The 25,807-nt window shown below is 67.6% G+C and carries 31 protein-coding genes; 15 read left to right on the top strand and 16 right to left on the bottom strand.

The annotated features are described in order from the left end of the window. Nucleotide 1: 1 nt before the first annotated feature. A complete protein-coding gene (locus ABXG85_RS05880; protein WP_353512792.1) occupies nucleotides 2-721 on the bottom strand; it encodes a DEAD/DEAH box helicase family protein in 720 nt (239 codons plus the stop codon). A 32-nt stretch (nucleotides 722-753) separates the two neighbouring features. Between ABXG85_RS05880 and ABXG85_RS05875 the strand changes: the two genes are divergently transcribed. Together ABXG85_RS05875 and ABXG85_RS05870 are read left to right on the top strand one after the other, a co-directional pair. Next, entirely contained in the window at nucleotides 754-1,248 is a 495-nt protein-coding gene (locus tag ABXG85_RS05875) for a bioflim formation protein (RefSeq protein WP_353512791.1), read from the top strand. Nucleotide 1,249: 1 nt separating this feature from the next. Beyond that, nucleotides 1,250-2,086, top strand: coding sequence for a carbohydrate ABC transporter permease (locus ABXG85_RS05870; protein WP_353512790.1), 837 nt, complete (start codon nucleotides 1,250-1,252; stop codon nucleotides 2,084-2,086). Here the strand turns inward: ABXG85_RS05870 and mltG are convergent. From mltG to ABXG85_RS05845, 5 genes are read right to left on the bottom strand one after another with little or no spacing between them, the layout of a single operon-like run. Next, nucleotides 2,071-3,084: an endolytic transglycosylase MltG gene (mltG, locus tag ABXG85_RS05865; protein ID WP_353512789.1), complete on the bottom strand. Its 1,014-nt coding sequence runs from the start codon at nucleotides 3,082-3,084 to the stop codon at nucleotides 2,071-2,073. The two genes, ABXG85_RS05870 and mltG, sit on opposite strands and share 16 nt — an antisense overlap. Then, nucleotides 3,068-3,475 carry a Holliday junction resolvase RuvX gene (gene ruvX / locus ABXG85_RS05860; RefSeq protein ID WP_353512788.1) on the bottom strand — a complete coding sequence of 136 codons (408 nt, stop codon included), beginning with the start codon at nucleotides 3,473-3,475 and terminating at the stop codon, nucleotides 3,068-3,070. Before ruvX ends, mltG begins: the two co-directional genes overlap by 17 nt. Then, nucleotides 3,456-4,142 (bottom strand): hypothetical protein, encoded by a 687-nt coding sequence (locus ABXG85_RS05855; protein ID WP_353512787.1) that lies wholly within the window; start codon nucleotides 4,140-4,142, stop codon nucleotides 3,456-3,458. Before ABXG85_RS05855 ends, ruvX begins: the two co-directional genes overlap by 20 nt. Nucleotides 4,143-4,151: 9 nt before the next feature. Continuing rightward, nucleotides 4,152-6,794 carry an alanine--tRNA ligase gene (gene alaS, locus ABXG85_RS05850; protein WP_353512786.1) on the bottom strand — a complete coding sequence of 881 codons (2,643 nt, stop codon included), beginning with the start codon at nucleotides 6,792-6,794 and terminating at the stop codon, nucleotides 4,152-4,154. An 8-nt stretch (nucleotides 6,795-6,802) separates the two neighbouring features. After that, nucleotides 6,803-7,186 carry a M67 family metallopeptidase gene (locus ABXG85_RS05845; RefSeq protein WP_353512785.1) on the bottom strand — a complete coding sequence of 128 codons (384 nt, stop codon included), beginning with the start codon at nucleotides 7,184-7,186 and terminating at the stop codon, nucleotides 6,803-6,805. Nucleotides 7,187-7,233: 47 nt separating this feature from the next. Here ABXG85_RS05845 and ABXG85_RS05840 point away from each other — a divergent pair, with 47 nt between their 5' ends. Genes ABXG85_RS05840 through ABXG85_RS05815 form a run of 6 tightly spaced genes read left to right on the top strand, consistent with a single transcriptional unit; the run spans nucleotide 7,234 to nucleotide 15,246 of the window. Beyond that, on the top strand, nucleotides 7,234-9,213 hold the full coding sequence (locus tag ABXG85_RS05840) for an elongation factor G (protein ID WP_353512784.1): 1,980 nt from the start codon (nucleotides 7,234-7,236) through the stop codon (nucleotides 9,211-9,213). Continuing rightward, a complete protein-coding gene (locus ABXG85_RS05835; RefSeq protein ID WP_353512783.1) occupies nucleotides 9,213-10,106 on the top strand; it encodes an AAA family ATPase in 894 nt (297 codons plus the stop codon). Before ABXG85_RS05840 ends, ABXG85_RS05835 begins: the two co-directional genes overlap by 1 nt. Then, the gene (gene ppsA, locus ABXG85_RS05830; RefSeq protein ID WP_353512782.1) at nucleotides 10,103-12,496 is read left to right on the top strand and encodes a phosphoenolpyruvate synthase; all 2,394 of its coding nucleotides are present in this window, start codon (nucleotides 10,103-10,105) and stop codon (nucleotides 12,494-12,496) included. The genes ABXG85_RS05835 and ppsA overlap by 4 nt, the downstream gene beginning before the upstream one ends. Nucleotides 12,497-12,504: 8 nt before the next feature. Further along, on the top strand, nucleotides 12,505-13,122 hold the full coding sequence (gene trhA, locus ABXG85_RS05825) for a PAQR family membrane homeostasis protein TrhA (RefSeq protein WP_353512781.1): 618 nt from the start codon (nucleotides 12,505-12,507) through the stop codon (nucleotides 13,120-13,122). A 33-nt stretch (nucleotides 13,123-13,155) separates the two neighbouring features. Continuing rightward, the gene (locus ABXG85_RS05820; protein WP_039455403.1) at nucleotides 13,156-13,830 is read left to right on the top strand and encodes a response regulator transcription factor; all 675 of its coding nucleotides are present in this window, start codon (nucleotides 13,156-13,158) and stop codon (nucleotides 13,828-13,830) included. Nucleotides 13,831-13,839: 9 nt separating this feature from the next. Beyond that, nucleotides 13,840-15,246: a sensor histidine kinase gene (locus ABXG85_RS05815; protein WP_353512780.1), complete on the top strand. Its 1,407-nt coding sequence runs from the start codon at nucleotides 13,840-13,842 to the stop codon at nucleotides 15,244-15,246. Here ABXG85_RS05815 and ABXG85_RS05810 read toward each other — a convergent pair. The 8 genes from ABXG85_RS05810 to ABXG85_RS05775 all read right to left on the bottom strand — a co-directional run bounded on the left by ABXG85_RS05810 (nucleotide 15,200) and on the right by ABXG85_RS05775 (nucleotide 19,847). After that, nucleotides 15,200-15,577 carry a DUF2089 domain-containing protein gene (locus ABXG85_RS05810; RefSeq protein ID WP_353512779.1) on the bottom strand — a complete coding sequence of 126 codons (378 nt, stop codon included), beginning with the start codon at nucleotides 15,575-15,577 and terminating at the stop codon, nucleotides 15,200-15,202. The two genes, ABXG85_RS05815 and ABXG85_RS05810, sit on opposite strands and share 47 nt — an antisense overlap. Continuing rightward, nucleotides 15,571-15,921: an SHOCT-like domain-containing protein gene (locus tag ABXG85_RS05805; protein WP_353512778.1), complete on the bottom strand. Its 351-nt coding sequence runs from the start codon at nucleotides 15,919-15,921 to the stop codon at nucleotides 15,571-15,573. Before ABXG85_RS05805 ends, ABXG85_RS05810 begins: the two co-directional genes overlap by 7 nt. 96 nt (nucleotides 15,922-16,017) lie before the next feature. Next, nucleotides 16,018-16,206: a hypothetical protein gene (locus tag ABXG85_RS05800; protein WP_353512777.1), complete on the bottom strand. Its 189-nt coding sequence runs from the start codon at nucleotides 16,204-16,206 to the stop codon at nucleotides 16,018-16,020. Nucleotides 16,207-16,270: 64 nt separating this feature from the next. Continuing rightward, nucleotides 16,271-17,023 carry a cytochrome c biogenesis protein CcsA gene (gene ccsA, locus ABXG85_RS05795; RefSeq protein ID WP_353512776.1) on the bottom strand — a complete coding sequence of 251 codons (753 nt, stop codon included), beginning with the start codon at nucleotides 17,021-17,023 and terminating at the stop codon, nucleotides 16,271-16,273. Next, nucleotides 17,020-18,135, bottom strand: a complete 1,116-nt coding sequence (gene hemA, locus ABXG85_RS05790) for a glutamyl-tRNA reductase (RefSeq protein WP_353512775.1) — start codon at nucleotides 18,133-18,135, stop codon at nucleotides 17,020-17,022. Before hemA ends, ccsA begins: the two co-directional genes overlap by 4 nt. 44 nt (nucleotides 18,136-18,179) lie before the next feature. Beyond that, nucleotides 18,180-18,854: a uroporphyrinogen-III synthase gene (locus ABXG85_RS05785; protein ID WP_353512774.1), complete on the bottom strand. Its 675-nt coding sequence runs from the start codon at nucleotides 18,852-18,854 to the stop codon at nucleotides 18,180-18,182. Then, entirely contained in the window at nucleotides 18,826-19,191 is a 366-nt protein-coding gene (locus tag ABXG85_RS05780; protein ID WP_353512773.1) for a carboxymuconolactone decarboxylase family protein, read from the bottom strand. The genes ABXG85_RS05785 and ABXG85_RS05780 overlap by 29 nt, the downstream gene beginning before the upstream one ends. Beyond that, complete coding sequence (locus ABXG85_RS05775; RefSeq protein ID WP_353512772.1) at nucleotides 19,188-19,847, bottom strand: HAD family hydrolase; 660 nt, start codon at nucleotides 19,845-19,847, stop codon at nucleotides 19,188-19,190. The genes ABXG85_RS05780 and ABXG85_RS05775 overlap by 4 nt, the downstream gene beginning before the upstream one ends. Before the next feature lie 81 nt (nucleotides 19,848-19,928). Between ABXG85_RS05775 and ABXG85_RS05770 the strand changes: the two genes are divergently transcribed. The 7 genes from ABXG85_RS05770 to ABXG85_RS05740 are packed head-to-tail and all read left to right on the top strand — an operon-like array spanning nucleotide 19,929 to nucleotide 23,653. Then, the gene (locus ABXG85_RS05770) at nucleotides 19,929-20,489 is read left to right on the top strand and encodes a YceI family protein (RefSeq protein ID WP_353512771.1); all 561 of its coding nucleotides are present in this window, start codon (nucleotides 19,929-19,931) and stop codon (nucleotides 20,487-20,489) included. Then, nucleotides 20,486-21,067, top strand: a complete 582-nt coding sequence (locus tag ABXG85_RS05765; protein ID WP_353512770.1) for an intradiol ring-cleavage dioxygenase — start codon at nucleotides 20,486-20,488, stop codon at nucleotides 21,065-21,067. Before ABXG85_RS05770 ends, ABXG85_RS05765 begins: the two co-directional genes overlap by 4 nt. Nucleotides 21,068-21,094: 27 nt before the next feature. Beyond that, nucleotides 21,095-22,210 carry a M20 family metallopeptidase gene (locus ABXG85_RS05760; protein WP_353512769.1) on the top strand — a complete coding sequence of 372 codons (1,116 nt, stop codon included), beginning with the start codon at nucleotides 21,095-21,097 and terminating at the stop codon, nucleotides 22,208-22,210. Next, entirely contained in the window at nucleotides 22,207-22,677 is a 471-nt protein-coding gene (locus tag ABXG85_RS05755; RefSeq protein ID WP_353512768.1) for a YbaK/EbsC family protein, read from the top strand. The genes ABXG85_RS05760 and ABXG85_RS05755 overlap by 4 nt, the downstream gene beginning before the upstream one ends. After that, nucleotides 22,677-22,958, top strand: a complete 282-nt coding sequence (locus ABXG85_RS05750; RefSeq protein WP_353512767.1) for a hypothetical protein — start codon at nucleotides 22,677-22,679, stop codon at nucleotides 22,956-22,958. Before ABXG85_RS05755 ends, ABXG85_RS05750 begins: the two co-directional genes overlap by 1 nt. 9 nt (nucleotides 22,959-22,967) lie before the next feature. Further along, complete coding sequence (locus ABXG85_RS05745; RefSeq protein ID WP_353512766.1) at nucleotides 22,968-23,252, top strand: hypothetical protein; 285 nt, start codon at nucleotides 22,968-22,970, stop codon at nucleotides 23,250-23,252. 2 nt (nucleotides 23,253-23,254) lie between these two features. After that, a complete protein-coding gene (locus tag ABXG85_RS05740; RefSeq protein ID WP_353512765.1) occupies nucleotides 23,255-23,653 on the top strand; it encodes a hypothetical protein in 399 nt (132 codons plus the stop codon). Here ABXG85_RS05740 and ABXG85_RS05735 read toward each other — a convergent pair. Continuing rightward, nucleotides 23,650-25,005 (bottom strand): alanine/glycine:cation symporter family protein, encoded by a 1,356-nt coding sequence (locus ABXG85_RS05735; protein WP_353512764.1) that lies wholly within the window; start codon nucleotides 25,003-25,005, stop codon nucleotides 23,650-23,652. The genes ABXG85_RS05740 and ABXG85_RS05735 overlap by 4 nt on opposite strands. A 3-nt stretch (nucleotides 25,006-25,008) precedes the next feature. Further along, nucleotides 25,009-25,791 (bottom strand): DUF4388 domain-containing protein, encoded by a 783-nt coding sequence (locus ABXG85_RS05730; RefSeq protein WP_353512763.1) that lies wholly within the window; start codon nucleotides 25,789-25,791, stop codon nucleotides 25,009-25,011. Nucleotides 25,792-25,807 lie beyond the last annotated feature (16 nt).

Raw genomic sequence — 25,807 nt, 5'->3', positions numbered from 1 at the left:
CTCATTCTAAAAGGCCCTGGTCCCGAAGGAAGGCCCGCACCGCCCTCACCTCCTCCTCGAGGGAAAGGGCCTCGGTGTCCAGGAGGAGGGCCCGGGGGTGGCCCGTCAAGAGGCGCAAGGGCCCCTCGGGATCGTAGTTCTTCTTCTCCTCCGCCACGATCTTGAGCTTGGCGAGAACCTCCTCCGGGGGCGCAAGCCCCAAGGCCTCCTCTAGCTCCCCCGGGGCGAGCACCCCTTGGGCAAGCGCCTTAAGCGCCTGGAGCTCCGCCTCCTCCAGGGCCACCCGGTCAAAGGCGTCCTGGCGGGCGAGGAGGCGCTTGAGCCGGGTGGCCTCCCTGGCCTGGAGGACCACGAAGCGGGCGTTAGGCAGGTGCTCCAGGGCGAAGGCCACCTCCTTCTCCCCCCGCAGGCCGTCAAAGAGAAGGAGGGGGTAGGGCTCGGTGTACCCCCGGGCCAGGACCTCCGCCACCCCCCCGGGGAACTCCTCCCGGAACAGCCGGGTGTAGCGGAAGCGCTCCTCCCGGGGAAGGGGGGGCTTGGCCCCGTAGCGGGGGAGGACGTAGCGGTCCACCAACTGGCGGCGGTCGGGAAGGGCAGGAAGGCTTAGGGCCTGCACCAGGGTGCTCTTCCCCACCCCGGTGAGGCCCACCAGGACCAGAAGGGGCACCTCCTTGGCCGGCACCAAGCCCTCCCTGGGTTCCACGGAAAAGGCCACGGGCATGGGCCCATGCTACCTGGTAGGATGGAGGGGATATGAAGCGGCTTTTAGCCTCCCTCCTCCTCCTGGGCCTGGCCCTGGCCCAAGCCCCCGCCTACCCGGAAACCACCCTGGGCGTGGGCTACGCCCCGGATAAGGGCGCCTACCTGCAAGGAAGCCTCCTCCTGCCCTTCAGCCCTTTGGGCATCGACACCGGCTTGGACGCCGAGGCCCTCCTTTCCCCCAACCCCGAGGTCTACGCCCTCCTCAAGGCCAACCTCTTCCCCGGGCTCGTGCTTGGGGACTTCTACACCTCCTTGGGCCTCGGGCTGGACCTGCGCTACCCCTTGGGGGCCCACGTGGGCCCGGTGGCGAGCCTGGAGCTTCCGGGCGGGGCCCTTTCCGGCACCTTAGGCCTTGGGTACCAGACGGGAAGCGGGCTGCACCTGGCCTGGGGCCTTGGGCTTAGGCTTTACCTGGAGCCCATCGCCCTCGAGGCCGCCACCTCGGACCGCTTCCCCTTCCGCCTAAGCCTCCTCTACCTCTTCTAGCGTGCGCCGCCTGCCCTTAGTCCTCTTCTCCCTCCCCGCCCTCCTCACCCTGGGGGTCTTCGTCCTCTACCCCTTCTTGGACGTGATCCGCTTTTCCACCTGGGAGTGGTCGGGGCTTTCCGAACCCAAGCCCGTGGGGCTCAAGAACTACCAAGACCTCCTCAAGGACCCCGCCTTCTGGGGAAGCCTCTGGGTCACCCTCAAGTTCATGCTCCTCGCCCTGCCCCTCTTCGTGGGGCTTTCCCTGGGCCTGGCGGTGGCCTTGGAAGGAATGCCCTACGAGCGCCTGGCCAAGAGCCTCCTCTTCCTCCCCGGCCTCGTCACCCTGGGCGGGGCCACCCTAAGCTGGTACACCCTCTTCACCCCGGAGTACGGCGCCCTGGCCCAGTTCCTCCCCATCCCCCCCTGGGACCGGGAGGGGTTCTGGGCCCTGGTCATGGTGGTTCTCTTCACCCTCTGGCGGCACCTGGGCTACGGGGTCTTGGTGGCCTCGGCTAGGCTCAAGGCCATCCCCAAGACCCTCCTGGAGGCCGCCTATGTGGACGGGGCGGGTCCTGGGGAGGCCTTCCGCTACGTGGTCCTCCCCCTCATGCGCCCGGCGGTGGCCTTCTTGGTGGTGGTGGGGACCATCCTTTCCTTCCAGGCCTACGCCGCCGTCTTCCTCCTCACCCGGGGCGGGCCCTACGGGGCCACCCGGGTCCTGGGCTACTACCTTTACGAGGCGGGGTTTGAAAACTTCCGCCTGGGCTACGCCGCCGCCATCACCTTGGTAATCCTCCTCCTCACCCTGCTCTTCGCCTACGCCCAGCTAAGGCTCCTCCGCTACGGGGAGGAGTAGCGGTGGCGGGCCAGGTCCTGGAGGTGCCCGGCGAAGTCGGTGTTGAGGAAGAGCTTCCCTTGGGCGTGGAAGAAGTAGAGGTAAGGGCGGCCCTTCCCGTCGGTGCGCACCGGGTTCAGCACGGCGAGAAGGGCCGCCCGCCCCGGGTTGCCGATGGGGCCTGGGGGAAGGCCCGGGTAGCGGTAGGTGTTGTAGGGGGAGTCCACGGCGAAATCCCCCGCGGGCCGGGAAAGCTCGGGGAGGCGCTTGCCTAAGGCGTAGGCCACGGTGGGGTCGGCCTGAAGGGGCATGCCCCGCTCCAGGCGGTTGAGGAAGACCCCGGCGATGTAGGGCATCTCCGCCTCGCTTCCCGCCTCCGCCTGCACGATGGAGGCCAGGGTCACCCAGGCGTGGACGGAAAGGTCCCGCTCCGCCAGAAGGGCCCGCACCGGGGGGGTGAGCTCCGCCTCGAAGCGGCGGAGGAGGGCCCGCACTACCTCCTCCGGGGTGGCGAGGAGGTCAAAGGTGTAGGTGGCGGGGAAGAGAAAGCCCTCCAGGGTCTTCCCCTCCACGTAGGAGGGCTTCAGGGGCCCCGGGTTTTCCACGAGGCGGAGAAAACCCTCCCCATCCAAGCCCGCCTGGGAAAGCCTCAGGGCGTAGTCCTTGGCCCTTTGTCCCTCGGGGAAGGTGAGGGTAAGGGTCAAGGGCCTCTCCCCCCCGGTGAGGGCGCGGGCCAGGCGGAAGGCCCCTTCCCCCCTTAGGCGGTAAACCCCCGGGACCAAGCGCCTCTCCCGGCCCGAAAAGCGCAGATAGGCGGAAAAGAGGTGGCCCGAGCGCAGGAGCCCCGCCTCCTCCAAAATCCGCGCCACCTCCGCCCCCTTGGCCCCCCGGGGGATGCGCACCACCGCCTCCTTCCCCGTGGGTCCCAAGAGCCAAAGGGCGTAGGCCAAGAGGAGGGCAAAGGTGAGGAAAAGGGCTAAAACCCCACGCCAGAGCCACTTCCTAGAGCCTTCGGGCAAGGTAGTCCTCCAGCAAGACCACAGCCGCCAGCTCGTCCAGCTTCCCCTTCTCCCGCCGTAGCCGCTTGGGGGCGTGGGCCAGCCGCCGCTGGGCCAGCTTGGTGGTGAAGCGCTCGTCCCAAAGCTCCACCTCGAGCCCCTGCGCCCTTAGGGCCTCCACCAGGGGAAGCACCCGCTTGGCCTGGGCGCTTTCCTTAAGGTCGGTGCGCAAGGGGAGGCCCACCAAAAGCTTCCCTAGGCCCTCCCGCCGCACGAAGTCCAAGATGGCCTCGAGGTCCGCCTCCAGGCTGCGGCGCACCAGGTATCCCCGGCCGAAGGCGAAGGGGCTACCCTCCTCCCCCACCGCCAGGCCGATGCGGGCCTCCCCCACGTCAAGCGCGCCCACCCGCATAGGCCGACCGGTCCGCCAGGACCACCCCGAAGTAGAGGAGGGCCACCCCCAGGGCCCGCCCCAGCTCCTCCAGGCCCACCACCCCAAGCCGGTTCAGGGTGCTGGTGGAGGCCAGCACCAAGGCGGCCACGAGGATGAGGGCCGTGCCCTGGGCCCGCAAGGGGTTTTCCCGCCAGAAGCGGAGCGTGGTGTACAGGGCCACCCCGGCCAGGAGGAGGGTGCCGAGGAGGTTAAAGGGGATGGTCCAAAGCCTAGGGGAGGTGAGGCTGGGCTCGGGGAAGGCCTTCCCCGAGGGGGCATAGGGCGTGGGGAGGGCGCCTAGGTCCAAGGGGGCCGAGGCCACCAGGTAGAGCCCGTAAAGGAGGAACGGGCTAAGGAAAAGGAGGAGCCCCCGGGCCGCCTTGGAGTTGAGGAGGGCGAGGCTTCCCAAGCCCAAGAAGGTCACCCCGTGCATGGCCCCGGCCAGGTACCAGAGGCGGTAAAGCCCGGGGTCCCACGCTCCCACAAGCCGGGCCCAAAGCTCCGCCGTCACCGCCAGGGCGAAGAGGAAAAGCCCCAAGGCGTAAAGGGCGTTGTGCAAAGCGGGCCTCCGGCGATACCGGGCGAAGGTGAGGGCAAATAGCGCCCAGGAGAAGGCCACCGCCAGGAGGGCGAACCAAGTACCCATGGGGCTATTCTACGGGAGAAGCTCGGGGAGGGTCTGCTTGGCCCTTTCGGGGTCCAGCCCCGCTCCCTGGGCCAAGACCCCCTTGCCGCCCCCCCGGCCCCCCGCTCTCTCCGTGAGGGCGCGGAAGAGGCTTCCCGCCTCGAGGCCCCGCTCCTGGGCCCGCTTGGAGAGCTTCAAGACCGCCTTGCCCTCCGAGAGGACCAAGGCGAGGTCGGCCCCCCGCTCCACCAGGTCGTCCGCCGCCTGGCGCAAGGCCTCCCCGTCCAGCCCCGCCATCTCCACCACGGCGTAGCGGAGACCGCCCTTTTCCGAGAGGGCCACCTCCTTCTTGAGCTCCGCCTGCACCAGCCGCGCCTTGAGGCTTTCCACCTCCCTTTCCTTGGCCTTAAGCTCGGCGAAAAGCTTTTCCAACCGCTCCTCCAGGGCGCTTTCCCCCACGGAAAGCCGTTCCGCCAAGGCCCCAAGGCGGTTTAGCGCGCCCCGGGCGAAGCGGATGGCCGCCTCCCCCGCCACCGCCTCGATCCGGCGCACCCCGGCGGAAACCGCCTCCTCCTTGGCGATGAGGAAAGCCCCGATCTCCCCGGTGCGGCGCACGTGGGTGCCCCCGCAGAGCTCCTTGGACTCTAGGCCCGGCAGGGGGCTTCCCTCCACCCGCACCACCCGGACCACCTCCCCGTACTTCTCCCCGAAAAGGGCCATGGCCCCCTCCTTCCGGGCCTCCTCCAGGGGCATGTAGCGCCAGGTGACGGGGAAGTCCGCCATGATCCAGCGGTTGATGAGGAGCTCTATGCGCTCCAGCTCCTCTGGGGTCAGGGGCTCGGGGTGGGTGAAGTCGAAGCGGAGCCGGTCCGGGGCCACCAGGCTTCCCGCCTGGCGCACGTGGGGGCCGAGGACGGCCCTAAGGGCGGCGTGGAGGAGGTGGGTGGCGGTGTGGTGGCGCTCGGTGTCCCGCCTCTTGGGGTCCACCAGGGCCCGCACCCTCTGCCCCACCCGCAAAACCCCCTCCTCCACCCTGGCCTTGTGGAGGAAAAGGCCTTGCTCCGTTTTCAGGGTGGTTTCCACTTGGGCCCTGCCCCCGGGCCACTCCAAGACGCCGAAGTCCCCGATCTGCCCACCCCCTTCGGCGTAGAAGGGGGTCTTGTCCAGAACCACCTGCACCTCGGTGCCCGGCCCCGCCTCCCCAAGGCTTTGGTCCCCGGCCAGAAGGGCCAAAACCTCCGCCTCGGCCTCCAGGGCGCCGTAGCCCAAAAACTCCGTGGCCCCCCGCTCGGCGTAGAGCTCCTCCAGGACCTGGGCGCTTTTCTTGAAGATCTCCCGCTCAAAGGCCATGGCCGCCCGGGAGCGCTCCTGTTGCGCCTCCAGGGCCCGCTTGAAGCCCTCGGTGTCCACGCCATAGCCCCGTTCAGCGGCGATCTCCACCGTGAGGTCCAGGGGGAAGCCGTAGGTATCGTAAAGGCGGAAGGCCTCCTGCCCGGAAAGCACCTCCCCGGGCTTGAGGCCGGAAAGGAGGGCGTCCAGGCGCTTCAAGCCCCCTTCCAGGGTTTCTAGGAAGCGCTCCTCCTCGAGGCGGATCTGCCGCTCCACCGAGGGGAGGTTTTCCCGCATCTCGGGGTAGAAGTCGCCCAAGAGCTCCGCCACCAAGGGAGCGAGCTTGTAGAGGAAGGGCTCGGAAAGCCCCAAAAGGTAGCCGTACCTCAGGGCCCGGCGGAGGAGGCGGCGGATCACGTAGCCCCGCCCGGTGTTGGCGAAGGTCACCCCGTCGGCCAAGGCCGCCACCACCGCCCGCACGTGGTCGGCGATGACCCGGTGGCTCACGCTCCCCTTCCCCTCGTAAGGCTTGCCGCTCCAAAGGGCCACCCGCTCGATGAGGGGGAAGAAGGTGTCGGTGCGGTAGAAGTCCTCCACGTCCTGCAGGATGGCCGCCACCCGGTACAGGCCCATGCCGGTGTCTATGTTCTTTTGGGGCAGGGGCTTGAGGATGCCGGGCCCGGGGATGGGGCCTTGGCGGTCGTACTGGGTGAAGACCAGGTTCCAGATCTCCACAAAACGGTCCCCGCTCCCCGTGTTGGGCCCGGTTTCGTCCGGGGTACCGAAGGCCGGGCCCCGATCGTAGAAGATCTCCGAACAAGGGCCTGAGGGTCCGTTGGGCCCGTGGGTGATGGCCCCGCCCGGCCAGTAGTTCTCGTCCTCGCCGAAGCGGCCGATCCTTTCCTCGGGCACCCCCACCAGGTCGCGCCAGATGGCGTAGGCCTCGTCATCGTCCTCGTAGACCGTGACCCAGAGGCGGCTGGGGTCCAACCTCAGGTGCTCCGTGAGGAACTCCCAGGCCCAGAGGATGGCCTCCTTTTTAAAGTAGTCCCCAAAGGAAAAGTTCCCCAGCATCTCGAAGTAGGTGTTGTGCCGGGAAGTGCGGCCCACGTTCTCGATGTCCCCCACCCGGAGGCATTCCTGGCAGGTGGTGATCCTGCGCCACTCCTTACCTCCGAAGACGGGCTTGGCCCCCAGGAAGTAGGGCTTCAGGGGAGCCATGCCCGCGGAGGTAAAGAGGAGGGAGGGGTCGTTCTCGGGGATGAGGCTAAAGGAGGGCAGGCGCAGATGGCCCTTGCCCTCGAAGAAGGAAAGGTACTTCTCGCGGATCTCCGCCGTACGCATGCCTTTGATTATAGGACCGCCAAGGCCACCTCCTGCCCCTCGGGCAGGAGGAAGGCCCTAACCCCGTCGGTGCCAAAGATGACGTAGGGCACCCGCCAGCGGGCCTCGCGAACGTCCGTGGGGCTCGGGAAGGCGGGGCCATGGGGGTGGGAGTGGTAGATGGCAAGCAGCTTCAGGCCCTGGCCCTCCAACTCCTTTAGGGCCTTGAGAAGGGCCAAAGGCTCCGCCAGGTAGCCCGTGAGGGGATGGGGGTGGGCGTTGGGCAGGGGGATGATCCGTTCCACCTCCCGCCCGCCCGCCCAAAGCCCCACCCCTTCCCGGGGAGCCTCCCGCAGGAGGTGGGCCCGGGTTTCCTCCAGAAGCCTTCGGGGCACGTAAAGGACTTGGGACAATCGCCCCCTCCTTGGCCCTATACTATGGGCACCAAGAAGGAGGGACCATGATCCGTACCCTCGCCCTGGTGGGCCATGCGGGAAGCGGCAAGACCACGCTAACGGAAGCGCTCCTCTACCACACGGGGGCCAAGGAGCGGATGGGCCGGGTGGAGGAGGGCACCACCACCACGGACTACACCCCCGAGGCCAAGCTCCACCGCACCACGGTGCGCACCGGGGTAGCCCCCTTGCGCTACAAGGAACACCGCATCTTCCTCCTGGACGCCCCCGGTTACGGGGACTTCGTGGGGGAGATCCGGGGGGCCTTGGAGGCGGCGGACGCCGCCCTGGTGGCGGTATCCGCAGAAAGCGGGGTCCAGGTGGGCACGGAAAGGGCCTGGACCGTGGCCGAGCGCCTGGACCTGCCCCGGATGGTGGTGGTGACCAAGCTGGACAAGGGCGGGGACTACTACGCCCTTCTGGACGACCTCCGGGCCACCCTGGGCCCCATCCTTCCCATTGACCTGCCCCTGTACGAGGGGGGGCGCTGGGTGGGGCTTATCGACGTCTTCCACGGCAAGGCCTACCGCCTGGAAGGGGGCAAGGAGGTGGAGGTGCCCTTGCCCGAGGAGGAGAGGGCGCGGGCGGAGCGCTTCCGCCAGGAGGTCCTCGAGGCCATCGTGGAAACGGACGAGGGCCTTTTGGAGAAGTACCTGGAAGGGGAGGAGGTCACGGGGGAGGCCCTGGAAAAGGCGTTTCATGAAGCGGTGCGACGGGGGCTCCTCTACCCCGTGGCCCTGGCCTCGGGGGAAACGGGCATCGGCGTCCTGCCCCTTCTGGACCTAATCCTGGAAGCCTTCCCTTCCCCCCAGGAGCGCTTTGGGGACGGCCCCCCCTTGGCCAAGGTCTTCAAGGTGCAGGTGGACCCCTTCATGGGCCAGGTGGCCTATGTCCGCCTCTACCGGGGCAGGCTCAAGCCCGGGGACACCCTGCAAAGCGAGGCGGGGGCGGTGCGCCTACCCCACCTTTACGTGCCCATGGGCAAGGACCTCCTGGAGGTGGAGGAGGCGGAGGCGGGCTACATCCTGGGCTTGCCCAAGGCGGAAACCCTGCACCGGGGCATGCTCCTTTGGCAAGGGGAGAAGCCGGAAAGCGAGGCCGTGCCCTTCGCCCGCCTGCCGGAGCCCAACGTGCCCGTGGCCCTCTACCCCAAGGGGCGCACGGACGAGGCCAAGCTGGGGGAGGCCCTGAGGAAGCTTCTGGAGGAGGACCCGAGCCTCAAGTTGGAAAGGCAGGAGGAAACCGGGGAGTTCCTCCTTTGGGGGCATGGGGAGCTTCACCTCACCACCGCCAAGGAGCGCCTGGCGGACTACGGGGTGGAGGTGGAGTTTTCCGTGCCCAAGGTGCCCTACCGGGAAACCATCCGCAAGGTGGCGGAAGGCCAGGGCAAGTACAAGAAGCAGACCGGGGGGCACGGCCAGTACGGGGACGTGTGGCTTAGGTTGGAGCCCGCCCCCGAGTACAGCTTTGAGTGGCGCATCACCGGGGGGGTTATCCCCAGCAAGTACCAGGAGGCCATCGAGGAGGGGATCCTCGAGGCGGCCAAGAAGGGGGTCCTGGCGGGCTACCCCGTGATGGGCTTCAAGGCCATCGTCTATAACGGCTCCTACCACGAGGTGGACTCCTCGGACCTGGCCTTCCAGATCGCCGCCAGCCTGGCCTTTAAAAAGGTGATGGCGGAGGCGAGCCCGGTCCTCTTGGAGCCCATCTACCAGATCAAGGTCCTAGCCCCCCAGGAGCGCATCGGTGACATCCTCTCCGACCTGCAAGCCCGCAGGGGACGCATCCTGGGCATGGAGCAGGAGGGAGCCCTGAGCGCCGTGCGGGCCGAGGTGCCCTTGGCCGAGGTGCTGGAGTATTACAAGACCCTGCCAAGCCTCACCGGGGGGGCTGGGGCCTACGCCTTGGAGTTCAGCCACTACGCCGAGGTGCCCCCGCACCTGGCGCAGAAGATCGTCCAGGAGCGCCGGGCCCAGGAGGGGTAGTGGAGGCGCTTTTCCGCCTCAAGGAGGCCCTGAACCAAACCCTCTTCGGCCAGGAGGAGGCCATCGAGGCCCTTCTGGCCACCCTCTTGGCCCGGGGGCACGCCCTGTTGGAAGGGGCGCCGGGCCTGGGCAAAACCCTTCTGGCGGAAAGCTTCGCCCAAGGAAGCGGCCTCTCCTACAAGCGCATCCAGTTCACCCCCGACCTTCTCCCCCAGGACCTCACCGGGAGCGAGATTTTCCGCCAGGGAAGCTTCGTCTTCGTACCAGGTCCCCTCTTCGCCCAGGTGGTGCTGGCGGACGAGATCAACCGGGCCCCGCCCAAGGTGCAGTCGGCCCTCCTCGAGGCCATGCAGGAGCGGGCCGTGACGGCAGGCGGGGTGCGCCACCCCCTGCCTGAGCCCTTCTTCGTCATCGCCACGCAAAACCCCCTGGAGCTGGAGGGCACCTACCCCCTGCCCGAGGCCCAGCTGGACCGCTTCACCGCCAAAATTCCCTTCCGCCCCCCCAGGCGGGAGGTGTGGCTCCGCATCCTCACCGAGGAGCCCAAGCTCCCCGAGCCCCAGGCGGTGGACTTCCTCCAGGGGCAAAAGGAGGCCACGGAGGTGCGGGTGGCCAAGGAGGCCCTAGAGGCCATCACCCACGTGGCCTTCTTGACCCAGGAGGACAAGCGGCTTCGCATGGGGCTTTCCCCCCGGGGGGCCAAGGCCTGGCTGGCCTTGGCCAAGGCCCTAGCTTACCTGAGGGGGAAGCCCCTGGTAGACTGGAAAGAACTCAAAGATGCTGCCTTCTTAGCCCTCCCCCACCGCCTCTTCCTCACGGAGGAGGCCCTCTACGAGGGGGAAAGCGCAGAAGGGGTGCTGCGGGAGGTTTTGCGGAAAGGAGGGGTGCCATGAGATGGGTGCGGTTTTTCCACGAGGTGGGCCTGGAGGACGTCCCCTTGGTGGGGGGCAAGAACGCCTCCTTGGGGGAGATGATCCGGGAGCTTTCCCCCTTGGGGGTGAAGGTGCCCGGTGGCTTCGCCACCACCAGCGAGGCCTACGGGTACTTTCTGGAGAAAAACGGCCTGAAGGAGGCCATCGCCCAGGAGCTAAAGGACCTGGACGTGGAAGACCCCAAGGCCCTCCAAAGGGCAAGCCGCCACCTCCGGAACCTGATCCTCAAGGGGGAGTATCCTCCGGACCTTAGGGAGGAGATCCTTTTGGCCTACCGCCAGCTTTCCGAGGAGGCGGGGGAGGAAGAGATCCCCGTGGCGGTGCGCTCCAGCGCCACCGCCGAGGACCTGCCCACGGCCAGCTTCGCCGGGCAGCAGGAAAGCTACCTCTACGTCCAAGGGGAGGAGGACCTCCTCCTGCACGTGAAACGGGCCATGGCCAGCCTCTTCACCGCCCGGGCCATCAGCTACCGGGCCCATATGGGCTTTGACCACCTGAAGGTGGCCCTTTCCGTGGGGGTGCAGCGCATGGTGCGGGCGGACACCGCCACCAGCGGGGTCATCTTCACCCTGGACCCGGACACGGGCCACCGGGGCTTTGTCTACCTCACCGCCATCTGGGGCCTGGGGGAGAACATCGTCCAGGGGCGGGTGGTCCCAGACGGCTACTACGTGCACAAAGAGGCTCTAAAGGCGGGGTACAAGGCCCTGGTGTACAAGCGCCTGGGGACCAAGGAGCTCACCCTGGTCTTTGACCCCAAGGAAGGCCGCCTGAAAAACCGCCCCACGCCCCCCTACCTGCGAAACCAGTTCGCCCTGAAGGACGAGGAGGCCCTACAGCTTGCCGACTGGTCCTTGAAGATCGAGGCGCACTATTCCAAGAAGCGGGGCGCTCCCACCCCCATGGACATCGAGTGGGCCAAGGACGGGCCCACGGGGGAACTCTTCATCCTCCAGGCCCGCCCCGAGACGGTGCATGCGCAAAAGAGCCCCGTGCTTCGGGTCTTTCGGCTCCTGGCGCGGGGAGAGGTGTTGGCGGAAGGCCTGGCGGTGGGGGAGGCCATCGCCACCGGGCGGGCCCGCATTCTCAAGGACCCTAAGGAGATGGACCGCTTTCAGGAAGGAGAGGTCCTGGTCACGGAAACCACCAACCCCGACTGGGAACCCATCATGAAAAAGGCGGCGGCCATCGTCACGGAAAGGGGTGGGCGCACCTCCCACGCCGCCATCGTGGCCCGGGAGCTGGGGGTGCCGGCGGTGGTGGGGGCGGTGGGAGCCACGCGGGCCATTCCCGAGGGGGAAGCGGTGACCGTTTCCTGCGCCGAGGGGGAGGTGGGCCGGGTCTACCGGGGGAGCCTGCCCTTTGAGGTGGAGGAGATCCGCCCCGAGGCCCTTCCCAGGACCAAAACCCGGATCCTGGTCAACGTGGGCACCCCGGAGGAGGCCCTGAAGGCGAGCCTCCTCCCCACGGACGGCGTGGGGCTTGCCCGCATGGAGTTCGTCTTCGCTAGCCACGTGCGCATCCACCCCCTGGCCCTCACCCGCTTCGAGGCCTTACCTCCTGCCGTGCAACGGGAAGTGGAGGCCCTCACCGAGGCCTACGGCGACAAGCGGGACTACTTCGTGGACCGCTTAGCCCAGGGCATCGGCCTCATCGCCGCCGCCTTTTACCCCCGGCCCGTGATCCTCCGCTTCTCCGACTTCAAGACCAACGAGTACGCCCGCCTGGTGGGGGGGCACCTCTTTGAACCCAAGGAGGAAAACCCCATGCTGGGCTGGCGGGGGGCGAGCCGCTACTACCACCCCGACTACAAGGAGGGCTTCCTGTTGGAGGTGGCCGCGGTGAAGCGGGTGCGGGAGGAGATGGGCCTAAAGAACCTTCACGTCATGGTGCCCTTCTGCCGCACCCCGGAGGAGGGGGCGAAGGTCTTGGAGGTCATGGCGGAAGGGGGCCTAAGACGGGGGGAGGAGGGGCTTCTCGTCTACGTGATGGCGGAGATCCCTTCCAATGTCCTCGAGGCCGAGGCCTTCGCCGAGCTCTTTGACGGCTTCTCTATCGGCTCCAACGACCTCACCCAGCTGGCCTTGGGCCTGGACCGGGATTCCGAAAGGGTGGCCCACCTCTTCGACGAACGGCGGGAAACGGTGAAGGCCCTTTGCGCCCTCCTCCTGGAAAAAGCCCACGCCCGGGGAAAGCCGGTGGGCATCTGCGGCCAGGCCCCTTCCGACTACCCCGAGTTCGCCGCCTTCTTGGTGGAACGGGGGATTGACTCTCTAAGCCTCAACCCGGACGCCCTTCTGCGCACGGTGAAGAAGGTGGCAGAGGTGGAAAGCGCCTTGGGCTTAGGGTAAGCTTGGGCATGGTCCGCGAGCCGTTCAACGCCTTGAGCCACGCCTTGGGTGTGCCGTTTGCCCTTTTGGGTAGCCTCCTTCTCCTCCTTTTGGCCCCCAAGGAGGCCTGGGGCGGCGTTCTCCTCTTCGGCCTCACCATGGCCCTGATGTTCGGCGCAAGCGCCCTCTACCACGCCTTAAAGGTGGAGGAAAGGGCCCTGGCCTGGCTGAGGCGGCTGGACCATGCCGCCATCTTCCTCTTTATCGCCGGGAGCTATACCCCCTTTTTGCTAGAGGGCTTGCGGGAAGGCCCCAAGGCCTTTGCCCTGGGCCTCGTTTGGGGGCTAGCCCTTTTGGGCGTGGGCTTCCGCCTTTTCTTCCTCAAAGCCCCCCGCTGGCTGTACACCCTGGCCTACCTGGGCCTGGGATGGCTTTCCGTCCTTTTCCTGCCCCGCCTTGACCTGCCCCTTTCCACCTTCGCCCTCATGGCCCTGGCAGGGGCCTTCTACACCCTGGGGGCCTTGGTCTACGGGCTCAAACGCCCCAACCCCTGGCCGCACCGGGTGGGCTTCCACGGGCTTTGGCACCTCCTGGTGCTTTTGGGAAGCCTCTTCATGTACCTGGCGGTCCTCAGCCTCTACACCTAGCTTTCTCATGAGAAAGTGAGTATCCTGAGGGGTATGGAACCCCCCCTGATCCTCATCGTGGAGGACGAGAAGGACATCGCCCGCTTCATAGAACTGGAACTCCAGGCGGAGGGCTACCGCACCGAGGTGGCCCACGACGGGATCACCGGCCTTTCCCGCTTCCGCGAGGTAAACCCCAACCTGGTGATCCTGGACCTAATGCTTCCCGTCATGGACGGGATTGAGGTGGCCAAGCGCATCCGCAAGACCTCCAATGTGCCCATCCTGATCCTCACCGCCAAGGACCGGGTGGAGGACAAGGTGGAGGGCCTGGACGCCGGGGCGGACGACTACCTGGTAAAGCCCTTCTCCATAGAAGAGCTCCTGGCCCGGGTGCGGGCCCACCTGCGCCGGGTAAGCCCGGCCATCACCGGGGAGATCCGGGTGGCGGACCTCATCATCAACGTGGAGGGGCGGGAGGTCTTCCGCGCCGGGCGGCGCATAGAGCTTTCCAACAAGGAGTTTGAGCTCCTGGAGCTTCTCGCCAAAAACCCGGGCAAGGTCTTTAGCCGCTACGAGATCGAGGAGAAGGTCTGGCCAGGCTACCAGGGCGGGAGCAACGTGGTGGACGTGTACATCGGCTACCTGCGCAAGAAGCTGGAGGCGGGTGGGGAGCGCCGCCTCATCCACACGGTGCGGGGCGTGGGGTACGTCTTAAGGGAGGACTAACCCCCCTCCATGACCCTGCGCGCCCGCATCACCCTGTTAACCGCCAGTCTCCTCTTCGTCACCCTCTTGGTGCTGGGGTTCGCCCTGGAAGGGGTCTTGCGGAGTTTTCTTTACCGCAACCTCCGGGCCGAGCTCTTGGAGGCCAGCAACCAGGTGGTGCGCCTTTTGAACCTCGGGGGGCAAACCCTTTTGGAAGCGGGGCTTCCCGCTGGCCTTTACGCCGAGCTCCAACTTCTGCCCGAGGAGGACCCCGCCTTCTTGGCCCGGGAGGGGGGGATTAGCCTGCAAAAAAGCCCGGCTCTGGGAAGCGGGCGCCTCCTCCTCAACGAGGGGGACTACCGCACACTCCTGGCCCAGGGGGAGGTCTGGACCCGGGTGGAGCTACCCCGGGAAGGCAAGCCCCTCACCCTTCTCGTCTACGCCCGCCGGGTGGAGGTGAACGTGGCCGGCACGGTGTGGAAGGGCCTCCTCCTGGTGGGGCGGCCCACGGAGGGGATTGAGGCCACCCTGAACCAGTTCGCCCGCATCTACGCCGGCACCGCCTTGGCCGTCCTCCTCCTGGCGGTGCTCTTGGCCCGGGCCCTGGTGGCCCGGGCCCTTTCTCCCTTGGAGTGGCTGGCCCGGCGGGCCGAGGCCATGCCCGAGCGCCCCGAGCCCCTGCCCGAGCCCGAAGGGGCGGACGAGGTGGCGGCCTTGGTCCGGGCCCTAAACGGGATGCTTTCCCGCATGCAGAAGGCCTTTGAGGCCCAGACCCGCTTCCTCCAAGACGCCTCCCACGAGCTCAGAACCCCCATCACCGCCATCCTGGGCCACGTGGGTTACCTCCTCCGCCGCACCCCCTTAAACGAGGTGCAGCGGGAAAGCCTGGATATTGTGCGGCGGGAAGCGGAGCGCATGAGCAAGCTGGTCTCCGACCTCTTGGACCTTTCCCAAAGCGGAAGCTGGCGCATCGAGCCCATCCCGGTGCGGGTCTTGGACCTCCTGGAGGAGGTGCGGGAGGAGTTCAAGCGGAGTTTTGAAGGGGAGATCCTGGTGGAGGCCCCCCCGGAGGTGTACGTGCGGGGGGACCCGGATCGGCTCCACCAGGTCCTAGCCAACCTGGTGGCCAACAGCCTCAAGGCCGGGTCCCGGCACGTGTGGCTTAGGGCTTTCGACCTGGGGAAGAAGGTGGTGGTGCGGGTGGAGGACGACGGGGAAGGCATTCCCGAGGAGCACCTCCCGCACCTCTTTGAGCGCTTCTACCGGGTGGACAAGGCCCGGGACCGGGAGCGGGGGGGCTCGGGGTTAGGGCTGGCCATCGTGAAGGCCATCCTCGAGGCCCACGGGGGGGAGGTCTGGGTGGAAAGCGAGGTGGGAAAGGGCACCGCCTTCAGCTTTTCCCTCCCCGCAAGCGCGCCACCGCCTCCTCCACGCTGATCTCCCCCTTGCGCAAGGCCTCCAGGACCTGGAGGCGCGCCTCCTCCGTACCCTCCGGCTCCGCCTCGTAGCCCAAAGCCCGCAGGAGAGCATCCAGCCGGGCCCGCACCGTGGGGTAGGACACGCCGAGGAGGCGCTCCACCTCCTTTAGGTTTCCCCGGACCTTCACGAAAAGCCGCAGGAAGTCCAGGTGCTCCTTGGGCAGGAGGGCGAACTCGTTTAGGGCGAAGCGGCCCGCAACCTCGGTGCCGCAGGCGGGGCAGAAAAGGACCTTCACCGCCAAGGGGTTTTCGCAAGCCGGGCAACGCACGGGAAGCGGTCGCATCACCATAGTCCCACCTTTACCTTGACCCCTTCCGCCTCCACCTCCAAAAGCTTCCCCTCCGTCCCCTGCCGGGCCAGGCTGAGCACCTCCCGCAGGTTCACCCCTTGGCGCTCCAGGGTAGCCTTGGCCTCCTGGGGCAGGAAGCCCTCCACGAGGTCCGCCAGGGCCAGCGGCAGATTGAGGCGGATCCGCACGGGCTTGCCCTCGTCATAAGCGTCCATGTGCAACCGCAAAAGGGACGCCAAGGCCTGGGGTCTAGGCCTTTCCAAAGGCTCAAGCAAGGCCACGGCTTCCTCTACCCCAATCTCCCCCGCCCTCACCATCTCCAAAACCCTCCGTTTCTCCTCCATCACGCCTCCTTGGTCTAAAACCGCACCTGGACCTCCCCTAGCGCCACGGCCTCGAGGGCGATGGCGCCCTCCCTCAACACGGCCAAAACGCGCCGCTTAGCCTCCACGGGCCACCTCCCACCGCACCTCGGGTGCCAGGGCCTCAGCCAGGCGCCAAAGAGCCCGGGCGAGCCGCACCCGCCAGGGGCGGTGCCGGGAAAGGAGAAGTCTTTCCCGCTCCGCTTCCCGCAAGCGCTCCCGGTACCGCTCCAGGAGAGCCTCCCGGTCCCAGTACCCTAGCCCCATGCTCACCCCCTGGCTAAAAGGATAAACTCGAGGTTTATAGATTGTCAAGTCTAACTTGCGATATTTAAAGAGGGAGCCTCGAGGGGTGCCGGGACCCCAGGAAGGGAGCCCCCAAAAAGGCGAAGAGGAAAAGGGCGTAGGCCAGAAGGAGAAGCGCAACCCGGGCCCGGCCCCTAAGCCTCTCCTCCAAGAGGAAATAGAAGGTAAAAAGGAGCCAACCCAAAAAGGCGGAAAGCTCCTTGGGGTCCAGGCTCAAAGGGCTTCCGAAGTAGCTAAAGGCCCAGGCCATGCCGCTTCCCAGGCCCAGGGTGGCCGCCCAATAGCCCACCCGCAAGTACCCCCGCTCAAGCCGCTTTAGGCTCCAAAGGGGCGGGGCCCCTAAGGCCTTTTCCGGGTGCGCCCGCAGGCGCAGGTCCTGCAAGGCGCACAGGACGCCCGCCCCCACCCCCACCGCCAAGGCCAGGTAAGCCACCACAAAGGCCCCGGCGTGGAAGAGGGTAAGGAACAGGGGTAGCTCTCCCCTAGGGTGGGGCAGGGCCTTGAGGGCGAAAAGGCCCAGGACCAAGGCCAAAAGGAGAAGGTAGCGCCGCAAGGGAGAAAGCCTGGGGCGAAGGCCGAGGCCCTCCCCCCGCAGGGCCAAAAGGCCGCCCAGGACCAAGGCGGGCTGGGCCGGCCCGGAAAAAACCCCCTTGGCCAGGGCATCCACCAAGGCCGCCCCCAGGTAGAGCCAGGCCCCAAGCCCAATCCCTCGAGGCCAGAACCACCCTAGGGCCAAGAGAGCCACGCCCAAAAAGGCCAGGGCGCTTGCCAGGGTCATGTCCGGGCCTGGGCCTTGAGGGCCAGGATCAAGGGGTGGGCCCGGCGGCCCGCCTCCTTGTGCCAGGTGAAGGGGTCGGCGTGGGGCAACTCCGTGGACACCTCCCGGAGAAGCTTTTCCTCCAAGGCCCGGATGGCCTCCCGCACCCGGTGGCCGGCGTACCACTCCAGGTAATCGCCCAGGGCCTTCTCAATGAGGGCCTCCACCTTGGGCACCTCCCCCAGGCGGGCTTGGCGGTTTTTCTCCACCACCTTTTCCAGGTCGTCCAGGTTGTAGAGGTAGGCGTGGGGAAGCCGCCCCACCCTGGGGTCTATGTTCCGGGGCAGGGCGATGTCGATGAGGAAAAGGGGCTTGGCCCGCCGGGGCAGGTCCTCGGGGCGCACCAGGTAGTGGGGGGCGGCGGCGGAGGCCACCACCAGGTCCGCCCTCGCCAGGACCTGGGGCAGGGCTTCCAGGGAAAACGCCTCCCCATGGAAGCGCTCCGCCAAGGCCTTCGCCCGCTCCGCCGTGCGGTTCACCACCAGGACCCGCCCCACCCCGTGGGCGCGGAGGTGGGTGAGGAAGAGCTCCGCCATTTCCCCCGCCCCCAAAACCGCCACGGAAAGCCCCGCCAGATCGCCGAAGACGGCCAGGGCCAGGTCCAAGGCGGCGTAGGCCACGCTCACCGCCCCGGCGCCGATGGCGGTTTCGCTCCGGGCCCGCTTGCCCACGGCGATGGCCGACTGGAAAGCCTTTTCCAGAAGGCTTTCCGTGGCCCCATGCCGCCGCGCCAGGAAAAGGGCCTCCCGCACTTGGCCCAGGATCTGGGCCTCCCCCAGCACCAAGGAGTCCAACCCTGCGGCCACTTGGAAGAGGTGGCGAAGGGCCGCCGTCCCCTCCTTGACGTAGAGGTGCTGGGGCTCCACACCCCTTTCCAAAAGGAGCGCCTTGGCCTCCTGGAAGGAGCCCACCCCGTAAATCTCCGTGCGGTTGCAGGTGGAAAGGACCACCGCCTTGCCCAGGCGCCGCAGGGCGGCGGGGAGGGCCACGACGGGGTCCAGGGCAGCCCTTTCCCGCACCGCCAGGGGAGCGGTCTTGTGGGAAAGGCCCACCAGGTATAAGGGCAGGGCCATAGCCTTCCGCCAGTATACCCAAGCCGGGTAGGGACACCTGTCCCTCACAAAGCGCGAAGGATCGCCTGGAAAAGCCCCTCTAGCCCCGGCTCCGCCGCGACGAAGACGGGAAAGCCCAGGGTTGCTGCCGCCTCCGCCGTGGCGGGGCCAATGCAGGCCGCCTTGGGTCGCCGATGCGTCCAGCGGGCGTAGGCCCGCACCCCGCTCGGGCTGAAGAAGGCCACCACCTCCGCCCCCTCCAGGAGGCGGCGCTCCTCCTGGGAAAGTTCCCGCTCCCGGGTGGCGTAGACCTCAAGGCGCACCACCTCCACCCCCTTAGCCCCTAGCCCCGCCTCCAGGTCCCGCCCCGCCAGGTCCCCCGCCACGAACAGAACCCTTTGCGCCGGGGGGAAGCTCTCGGCCAGGTCCTTGGCCGTGGCCCTTTCCGGAAGGTGGGCGGGGGGTAGCCCCCCTTGCGCCAGGACCTCCCCTGTCCCCTCCCCCACCGCCGCCACCCTTAGGGGGGGCCTTCCCGCCTCCTCCCAGGCCCAAAGGAGCCTTTTCGCTCCTTCCTTGGAAGTGACGGCCACGTAGTCCCATGGCTCCAGGAGCTTCCCGGGAAGTTCCTCTAAGCCCGGGAGGTCCACCTGTTCCAAAAGGGCCACCTCCGCCGCCTCCACCCCCAAGGCGGCGAGCCGGGCCAAAAGCGCCCTATCCTTCCCCCTCGTGAGGAGCACCACGGCCCTTCAGCACCCTCTGGAAGAGCTTCATGGCCGCCAGGGCCCGGGGAAAGCCCAGGAAGAGGGCGGACTGGAGGATGGTTTCCCGCACCTCCTGCTCCGTGGCCCCCACCCTCAAGGCCCCCTCCAGGTGGGTGGCGAGCTCCTTGGGGCTTCCCAGGGCGATCAAGGCGGTGATGGCCAGAAGCTCCCGGGTCTTCAGGTCCAGCCCCGGGCGGGCCAGGACCTCCTCGTAGGCGAAGTCGCGGATGTAGCGGAAGAGGTCCTCGTCCACCGCCTTCAGGCTTTCCTCAATGGCCTCTTTCTTTTCCCCCCAGATGGCCGCCCGCACGCTCATGGCAGGAAGTCTAGCACCCTTTCCAGGCGGTGGAGGGCCTGGGGGTTTTGCCCCAGGGGATCGAAGAGGAGGGGCCTCACCCCCGCCCCCTTGGCCCCCAAGAGGTCCGCCTCCGCATCCCCCACGTGCACCGCCTCCTCCGGGGCCACGCCCAAGGCCCTTAGGGCCTCCTGGAAAAGCCTGGGGTCGGGCTTGGCCACGCCGGAAAGGGCGCTCACCGCCAGGTGGTGGAAGTAGGGCCTTAGGCCCACCACCTCCAGGATCTCCGGCAAGGTGGCGTCCCAGTTGGACACCACGGCCAGGGCATAGCCGCGCTCCCGCAAGGCCCTCAGCACCTCCTTAGCCCCCGGGGCCAAGGGCCAGATGGCGGGGTCCCGCCAGCGGGCCACGAGCTCCCGGGCTAGGCTCTCCGCATGCTCCGCAAGCCCCATGCCGGTAAGGAGCCTCCGGTGGAACTCCTGCCAGAGGGCGAGGGCCGTGGGGAGGTCCTTGGCCTGGAGGTGGTTTTCCTCATAGAAGCGAAAGGCCTCCAGGGCCGCCGCCCTTGGGTCATTCCGAGGCCTTAGCCCCCGCTCCTCCAAAAAGGGCAGAAGCCAAAACCGGGGGCTTGCCAGGATCAGGGTGTTGCCCACGTCAAAGAGCACGGCCCGGACCATGGCTCAAGTCTAAACCGCTTCCCTCTAACCCGGGTCTAACCCTATCCCGCTACGCTTTCCATAGCAAGGGAGGTGGACGGGATGCGCTGGCTCGTTCTGAGCTTGGCCCTTTTTATACCGGCTTTGGCCCAAAGCTTCGAGGTGGTGTCGGGGGAGGCCCGCTACCGGGTGCGGGAGGAGCTTTTAGGGGTGGGCATCACCGACGCCGTGGGCGCCACCAAGGCGGTAAGCGGGCAGGTAGCCCTCCAGGGGGGGCGAGCAAGCGGGGAGTTCGTGGTGGACCTTAGGGAACTGAGGAGCGACCAAGCCCGCCGGGACAACTACCTGCGGCAAAACACCCTGCAGACGGACCGCTTTCCCACCGCCACCTTCCGCCCCAAGGAGGTGAAGGGCCTTCCCAACCCCCTGCCCCAAAGCGGCAAGGCATCCATCCAGGTGGTGGGAGACCTCACCCTTCGGGACGTGACCCAGGAGGTGGTCTGGGAGGGGGAAGCGGAGTTCCGGGGCCAGGAGGTGAGGGTCTTTTTGAAGACGGAGTTCCCCTTTGAGCGGTTCCGCCTGGTCCAGCCCCGGGTGCCCGTGGTCCTGGGCGTGGAAAACCGCATCCGGCTCGAGGTGGACCTCACCCTGAGGCGGCGATGAAGCGGCGTAGCCTCCTCGCCCTTTTTCTCCTCCCCTGGGCCCGGGGGCAAGGGGCCTGCCGCCCCACCCCGGCCCTCACGGAAGGCCCCTACTACCTGCGGGAAGTGCCCCAACGGCAGGACCTGCGGGAGGGGCTTCCCGGGGTTCCCTTGCGCCTCACCCTACGGGTGCAGGACACGGCCTGCCGGCCCCTCCAGGGGGCGCGGGTGGACCTTTGGCACACGGACGCCTTAGGCCGCTACTCCGGGGTGAACGCCCCTGGGGTCTTCTGCCGGGGGTGGCAGGCCACGGACGAGAAGGGCCAGGTGGGCTTCCTCACCCTCTTCCCCGGGTGGTACCCGAGCCGCACCCCCCACCTGCACCTCCGGGTGGAGGCCAAGGGGAGGGCCTTGGCCACCCAGCTCTTCTTCCCCGAGGAGGTCCAGAGCCAGGTCTACGCCCGCCCCCCCTATGCGCAAAGGGGCATGCCCCAGGTGGGAAACCGCCAAGACGGCCTCTTCCGCGCCGACCTCCTCCTCGCCCCAAGGCTCGAGGGGGAGGGCTTCGCCGCCGAGTTCACCCTCACCCTTCCCCTCTAGCCCTGGCCGAGGGGGCATAATGGGGGCATGGACACCCTAGCCTGGATGCAGGCCAAGCTCCCCGAGTTCCTGAAGGACCTCGAGGCCTTCGTGCGGCGGGAATCCCCCTCGGGGGACCTGGAGGGCCTGAGGTCTGCGGCCGCCTTTTTGGAAGAGGCCTTTGGGCCCATGAAAGGGCGGCTTTCCCGCAAGGACACCCCGGCGGGGCCGGTCCTCCTCCTGCGGCGGGAAGGGGAAGGGGACCCCGTCCTGGTGCTCTGCCACTACGACACCGTCCACCCCAGGGGAAGCTTCCCGGAGCCCTTCCGCCTGGAGCGGGACCGGGCCGTGGGCCCCGGGGTCTACGACATGAAGGGGGGGATCATCGCCCTCCTCTACGCCCTGCGCCACGCCGAGGCCACGGGAAGGAGGCTTCCCCCTTTGGAAATCCTCTTCACCCCCGACGAGGAAACGGGTTCCAAGGAAAGCCGCCCCCTCATTGAGGCGGCGGCTAAGAAGGCTAAGGCCGCCCTGGTCCTGGAACCCCCCACCGCCACGGGGGACCTGAAGGTGGCCCGCAAGGGGGTGGGGCTATACCGCCTCAAGGCCCTGGGCAAGGCCGCCCACCAGGGGGTGGAGCCGGAGAAGGGGGTGAACGCCATCTTGGAGCTCGCCCACCAGATCCTGAAGGTGGCCGCCCTGGAGGACCGGGAAAAGGGGACCACCTTGGGCCCCAACGTGGTGCGGGGAGGCACGGTGAGCAACGTGGTGGCGGAGGAGGCCTGGGTAGAGGTGGACCTGAGGGCCTGGACCCTCGAGGAGGTGCGTCGGGTAGAGGAAGGCCTGAAGCGCCTCACCCCCGCCCTCCCTGGGGCCCGGTTAGAGGTCACGGGCGGCCTCAACCGCCCCCCCATGGAACCCACGGAGCAAAGCCTCGCCCTCTTCGCCCGGGCTAAGGCCATCGGGGAGGCCCTGGGGCTTCGCCTGGAGCCGGGCCGGGTGGGCGGCGGGTCCGACGGCAACTTCACCGCCGCCTTAGGGGTGCCCACCCTGGACGGCCTGGGGCTTTTCGGCGGGGACGCCCACCAAAGGACGGAGTACGTGGTGGTTTCGGAAATCCCCCGGCGGGCCGCCCTTTTGGCCGAGCTCCTTTACGCCCTATGAGCCCTTCCGCCCGCAAGGTACAAGAAGCGCTTAAGGCCAAGGGCTTCGGCCACCTGAAGGTGGTGGAGCTCACGGCATCCACCCGCACCGCCCCGGAAGCGGCAAAGGCGGTGGGGGCCGAGGTGGGGCAGATCGTGAAGAGCTTGGTCTTCGTGGGGGAGAAGGGGGCCTACCTCTTCCTCCTAAGCGGTAAAAACCGCCTGGACCTAAGGAAGGCGGGCGCCCTGGTGGGCGAACCCCTGCGCCGGGCCACCCCTGAGGAGGTGCGGGCCCTCACCGGCTTCGCCATCGGCGGGGTGCCCCCTGTGGGCCACGCCCGGGCCTTGCCCACCTTCTTGGACCAAGACCTCCTCGCCTACCAGGCCCTCTGGGCGGCGGCGGGCACCCCCCAGGCCCTTTTTCCCGTGAGGCCCGAGGAGCTCCTGGCCCTCACCGGGGCGAAGGTGGCGGACCTCAAGGAGGCGTGATGTGGCCCTTCCGCCAAGACCCCCACGTGAAGCCGGAGGGCCCCTTGGCCTTCCGGGTGCGGGTGCGCACGAAAAGCGGGGAGGTGGTGGAGCTAAGGCTTTCCAAGAGCACGGAGATTAGCCCCACGGAAGGGGGCTACTACGTGCGTAAGGAGATCGTGGCCCCGAGGAGCCTGGACCGGGCGGTTTTGGAAATCTGGTTCGACCGCCGCTACCGCCCCGTACGCAAGCAGGTGGAGGGGGGAGAGCTCGTCCCCATCCGGGAGTGGCGCCAGGGGTAAAATGGCGACATGGAAAAACTCCTCTTGGGGCTTGGCCTCCTCCTCATGGCCTACAACGTGGTCCTAGGCCTAAGGATCCGCAGGGCCGCTCCCGGCGGCATCGTGGGGGAGAGGAGCGGGCAGATGTTTTTCCTCATCGCCTTCTTCGCGGTGGCCTACCTCGTTATCTTGCTCCTCACGTGGAGCGAGCCCGCAAGCCTCCTCCTCCTTCTCCTCTCCCTGGTCCTCTTCCTGGGCGCCGTCTTCGTCTACCTGGTCCTCCGCCTGGTGGACGCCATCGTGGCCTCCTTGTAACCATGGTCTTCCGCCGCAACCCCACCCCCCCCGAGGCCGACTGGAAGCCCACCCCGGAGGAGTGGCGGGTGTACACCCTCTGCGACGGGCGGCGCACGGAGGAGGAGGTGGTGCGGGATAGCGGCCTAGGGGAAAACGCCTACGCCATCCTGGCAAGCCTCCTCAAGCGGGGGCTCATCCTGCCCGTGGAGGGACCGAAGGAGCTCTGCCAAAAGCTCCTAGACCTCCTCAAGGCCCGCCTGGGCCCAAAGGCGGACCCCTTCGCCGCCCGGCTTCGGGCCTGCGAAAGCCGGGAGGCCCTGGAGGAAGAGGCCCTGCGCGTGGCCCTCAAGGTCAAGCTCACCTTGGACCGTAAGGCGGGAGAGGAGCTAGAAAAGGCCATCCGGAGCCTTTTCCGCTAACGGGGCGGCACCCAAGGCTCCCCGCGGAAGAAGCCGTAGACCAGCCGGCCCACCACCCCGCCTAGGAGGACAAGGCCCAGGAGGTTGGGAACGGCCATGAGGCCGTTTAGGGTGTCGGAGATGGCCAAGAAGGCCTCGAGGCCCCCCAAGGGCCCCACAAAGGCCAAAACGGCAAAGGTGAGGCGGTAGGGCCAGCGCACCCCTTCCCCGAAGAGGAAGGCCGCCGCCTCCTCCCCGTAAAACCCCCAGGACACCATGGTCCCCAGGGCGAAGACGGCCACGGTGAGGGCCAGGATCACGCTCCCCAAGGGATGGGCCTGAAAGAGGGCCTGGGCTGCCTCCGCCGCGCTTCCCCCTTGGCGCCAAAGGCCGGAGGCGATGAAGGTGAGGGCGGTGAGGGAGGTCACCAGGAAGCTCACGAACATCTCCGTAACCCCCCAGAAGCCCTGGCGCACGGGGTGGTCCACCTGGGCCTGGGCGTGGGCGATGGCCGCCGAGCCCAACCCCGCCTCGTTGGCGAAGATGCCCCGGCCAAGCCCGGCGTTTAGGGCGGCAAAAAGGCTATACCCCGCCGCCCCGCCCAAGGCGGCCTCCGGGGTGAAGGCCGCCCGGAAGACCAGGGCCAAGGCCTCGGGGATATTCCCCCCATAGAGGACCAGGAGGGGCAGCACCGCCACCAGAAAGAGGAGGAGCTTGAGAGGCACCACCACCTGGGCGAAACGGGCCACCCGGACGATCCCCCCGCCCAGCACCACCCCCACCAAAAGGGCGAGGCCAAGCCCCACCAGGGCCGGGGGCGCTCCCAGGGGCGTCAAGGCTCCCCCCACCGCCCCCGCCTGGGAAAGGTTGCCAATGCCAAAGGCGGCGATGGCGGCGAAAAAGGCGAAGAGGTGCCCCAAGAAGCGGAGGCGGGGCAACCCCCGGGAAAGGTAGTACATGGGGCCACCGGACACGGAGCCATCGGCATAGCGGCGGCGATAGTGCACCGCCAAGGTAGCCTCGGCAAACTTGCTCCCCGTGCCAAAGAAGTAGCCCACCCACATCCAGAAAACCGCCCCTGGCCCCCCTAGCAACACCGCCGCCAGCATCCCCAAAAGGTGCCCCGTCCCCACGGTGGCGGAGAGGGCCACCATGGTGGCCTGGAAGGGGGTAATCTGGCCGCCGAAGCCGTAAGAACGCTCCCGAAGGGCCCCAAAGGTTTCGCTAAAGGAAACCCGCATCATCCGGAGGGGTGCGCTAAACCACCGGATCTGAAAAATAACCAGATAGGCCCCCACCAGGAGGAAGACCAGCTTCATGGGAAAGCCATAGACGATGCGGTTCAGATACTCGTTCAGGGTCAGGATATCCATAGGCTAAACCTCCGGCACCACCTCTACCCTATCCCCTCGCCTCAGGCGTAAGCGCCTGAGGTCCTCCTCCAAAAGCCCAAGCCGCCCGGGGATATTGGGCCTAGGGCGCACCTCAAAGACCGTCCCCGGGGGGGTGACCCGTAAGCGAAACCCATGGCGGATGGCCCGGGCCCACTGGGCGTAGAGAGCCTCGTCCACGTAGGCTATCCCGGAGCCTGGGCCGTAGATGGGCAGGACCAGAAGGGGCTCTGGGGGAACCTCCACTACGGGCACCGCTTCCAAAGCCCCCATCTGCAAAAGGGTGTGGAGGATGCGGGCGAGGCGCAAGACCCCAGGGGCCACCAGGACCTCAGCGATGCGCTTCCCCTCCACCTGGGCCAGGACCCTTAAGGCCTCCGGGGTAAGCTCCACCGCGCCCTCCTTGCTGGGCAGACGCAGGACGTAGCCCCAGTCCCCAGGAAGGCTTAGGGCCTGCCAGGCCGCCTGGGCCTCCGCTAGCCGTGCGGGCACGGCTAGCCCCCCAAGGAGGGTGGTGTGGGGAGGGAGGACCTCCGGCTCAAAGCGGAAAGGGGCGCGCTTGAGCCCTGCCAAAAGGTCCAGGGCCTCTTCCCCCTCCAAAACCTTCTCCCCCGCCTGGACCCGGGCGTGGACCACCTGGCCACCTTGCACGTAGACCTCCCCCTCGAGGTGGGGTGACCTTACCAAAAGCCTCCCGGTACGCCCGGCGCTCATCAGGGCGCCCACCAAGGAGGGAAAAGGGAACTCCGCGAGGTTGCCCTCCAGCATTCCCCCCCGTTTTACC

This window comes from Thermus sp. LT1-2-5, assembly GCF_040363165.1.
Classification (GTDB): domain Bacteria; phylum Deinococcota; class Deinococci; order Deinococcales; family Thermaceae; genus Thermus.
This window is presented reverse-complemented; position numbering and strand designations above follow the sequence as displayed.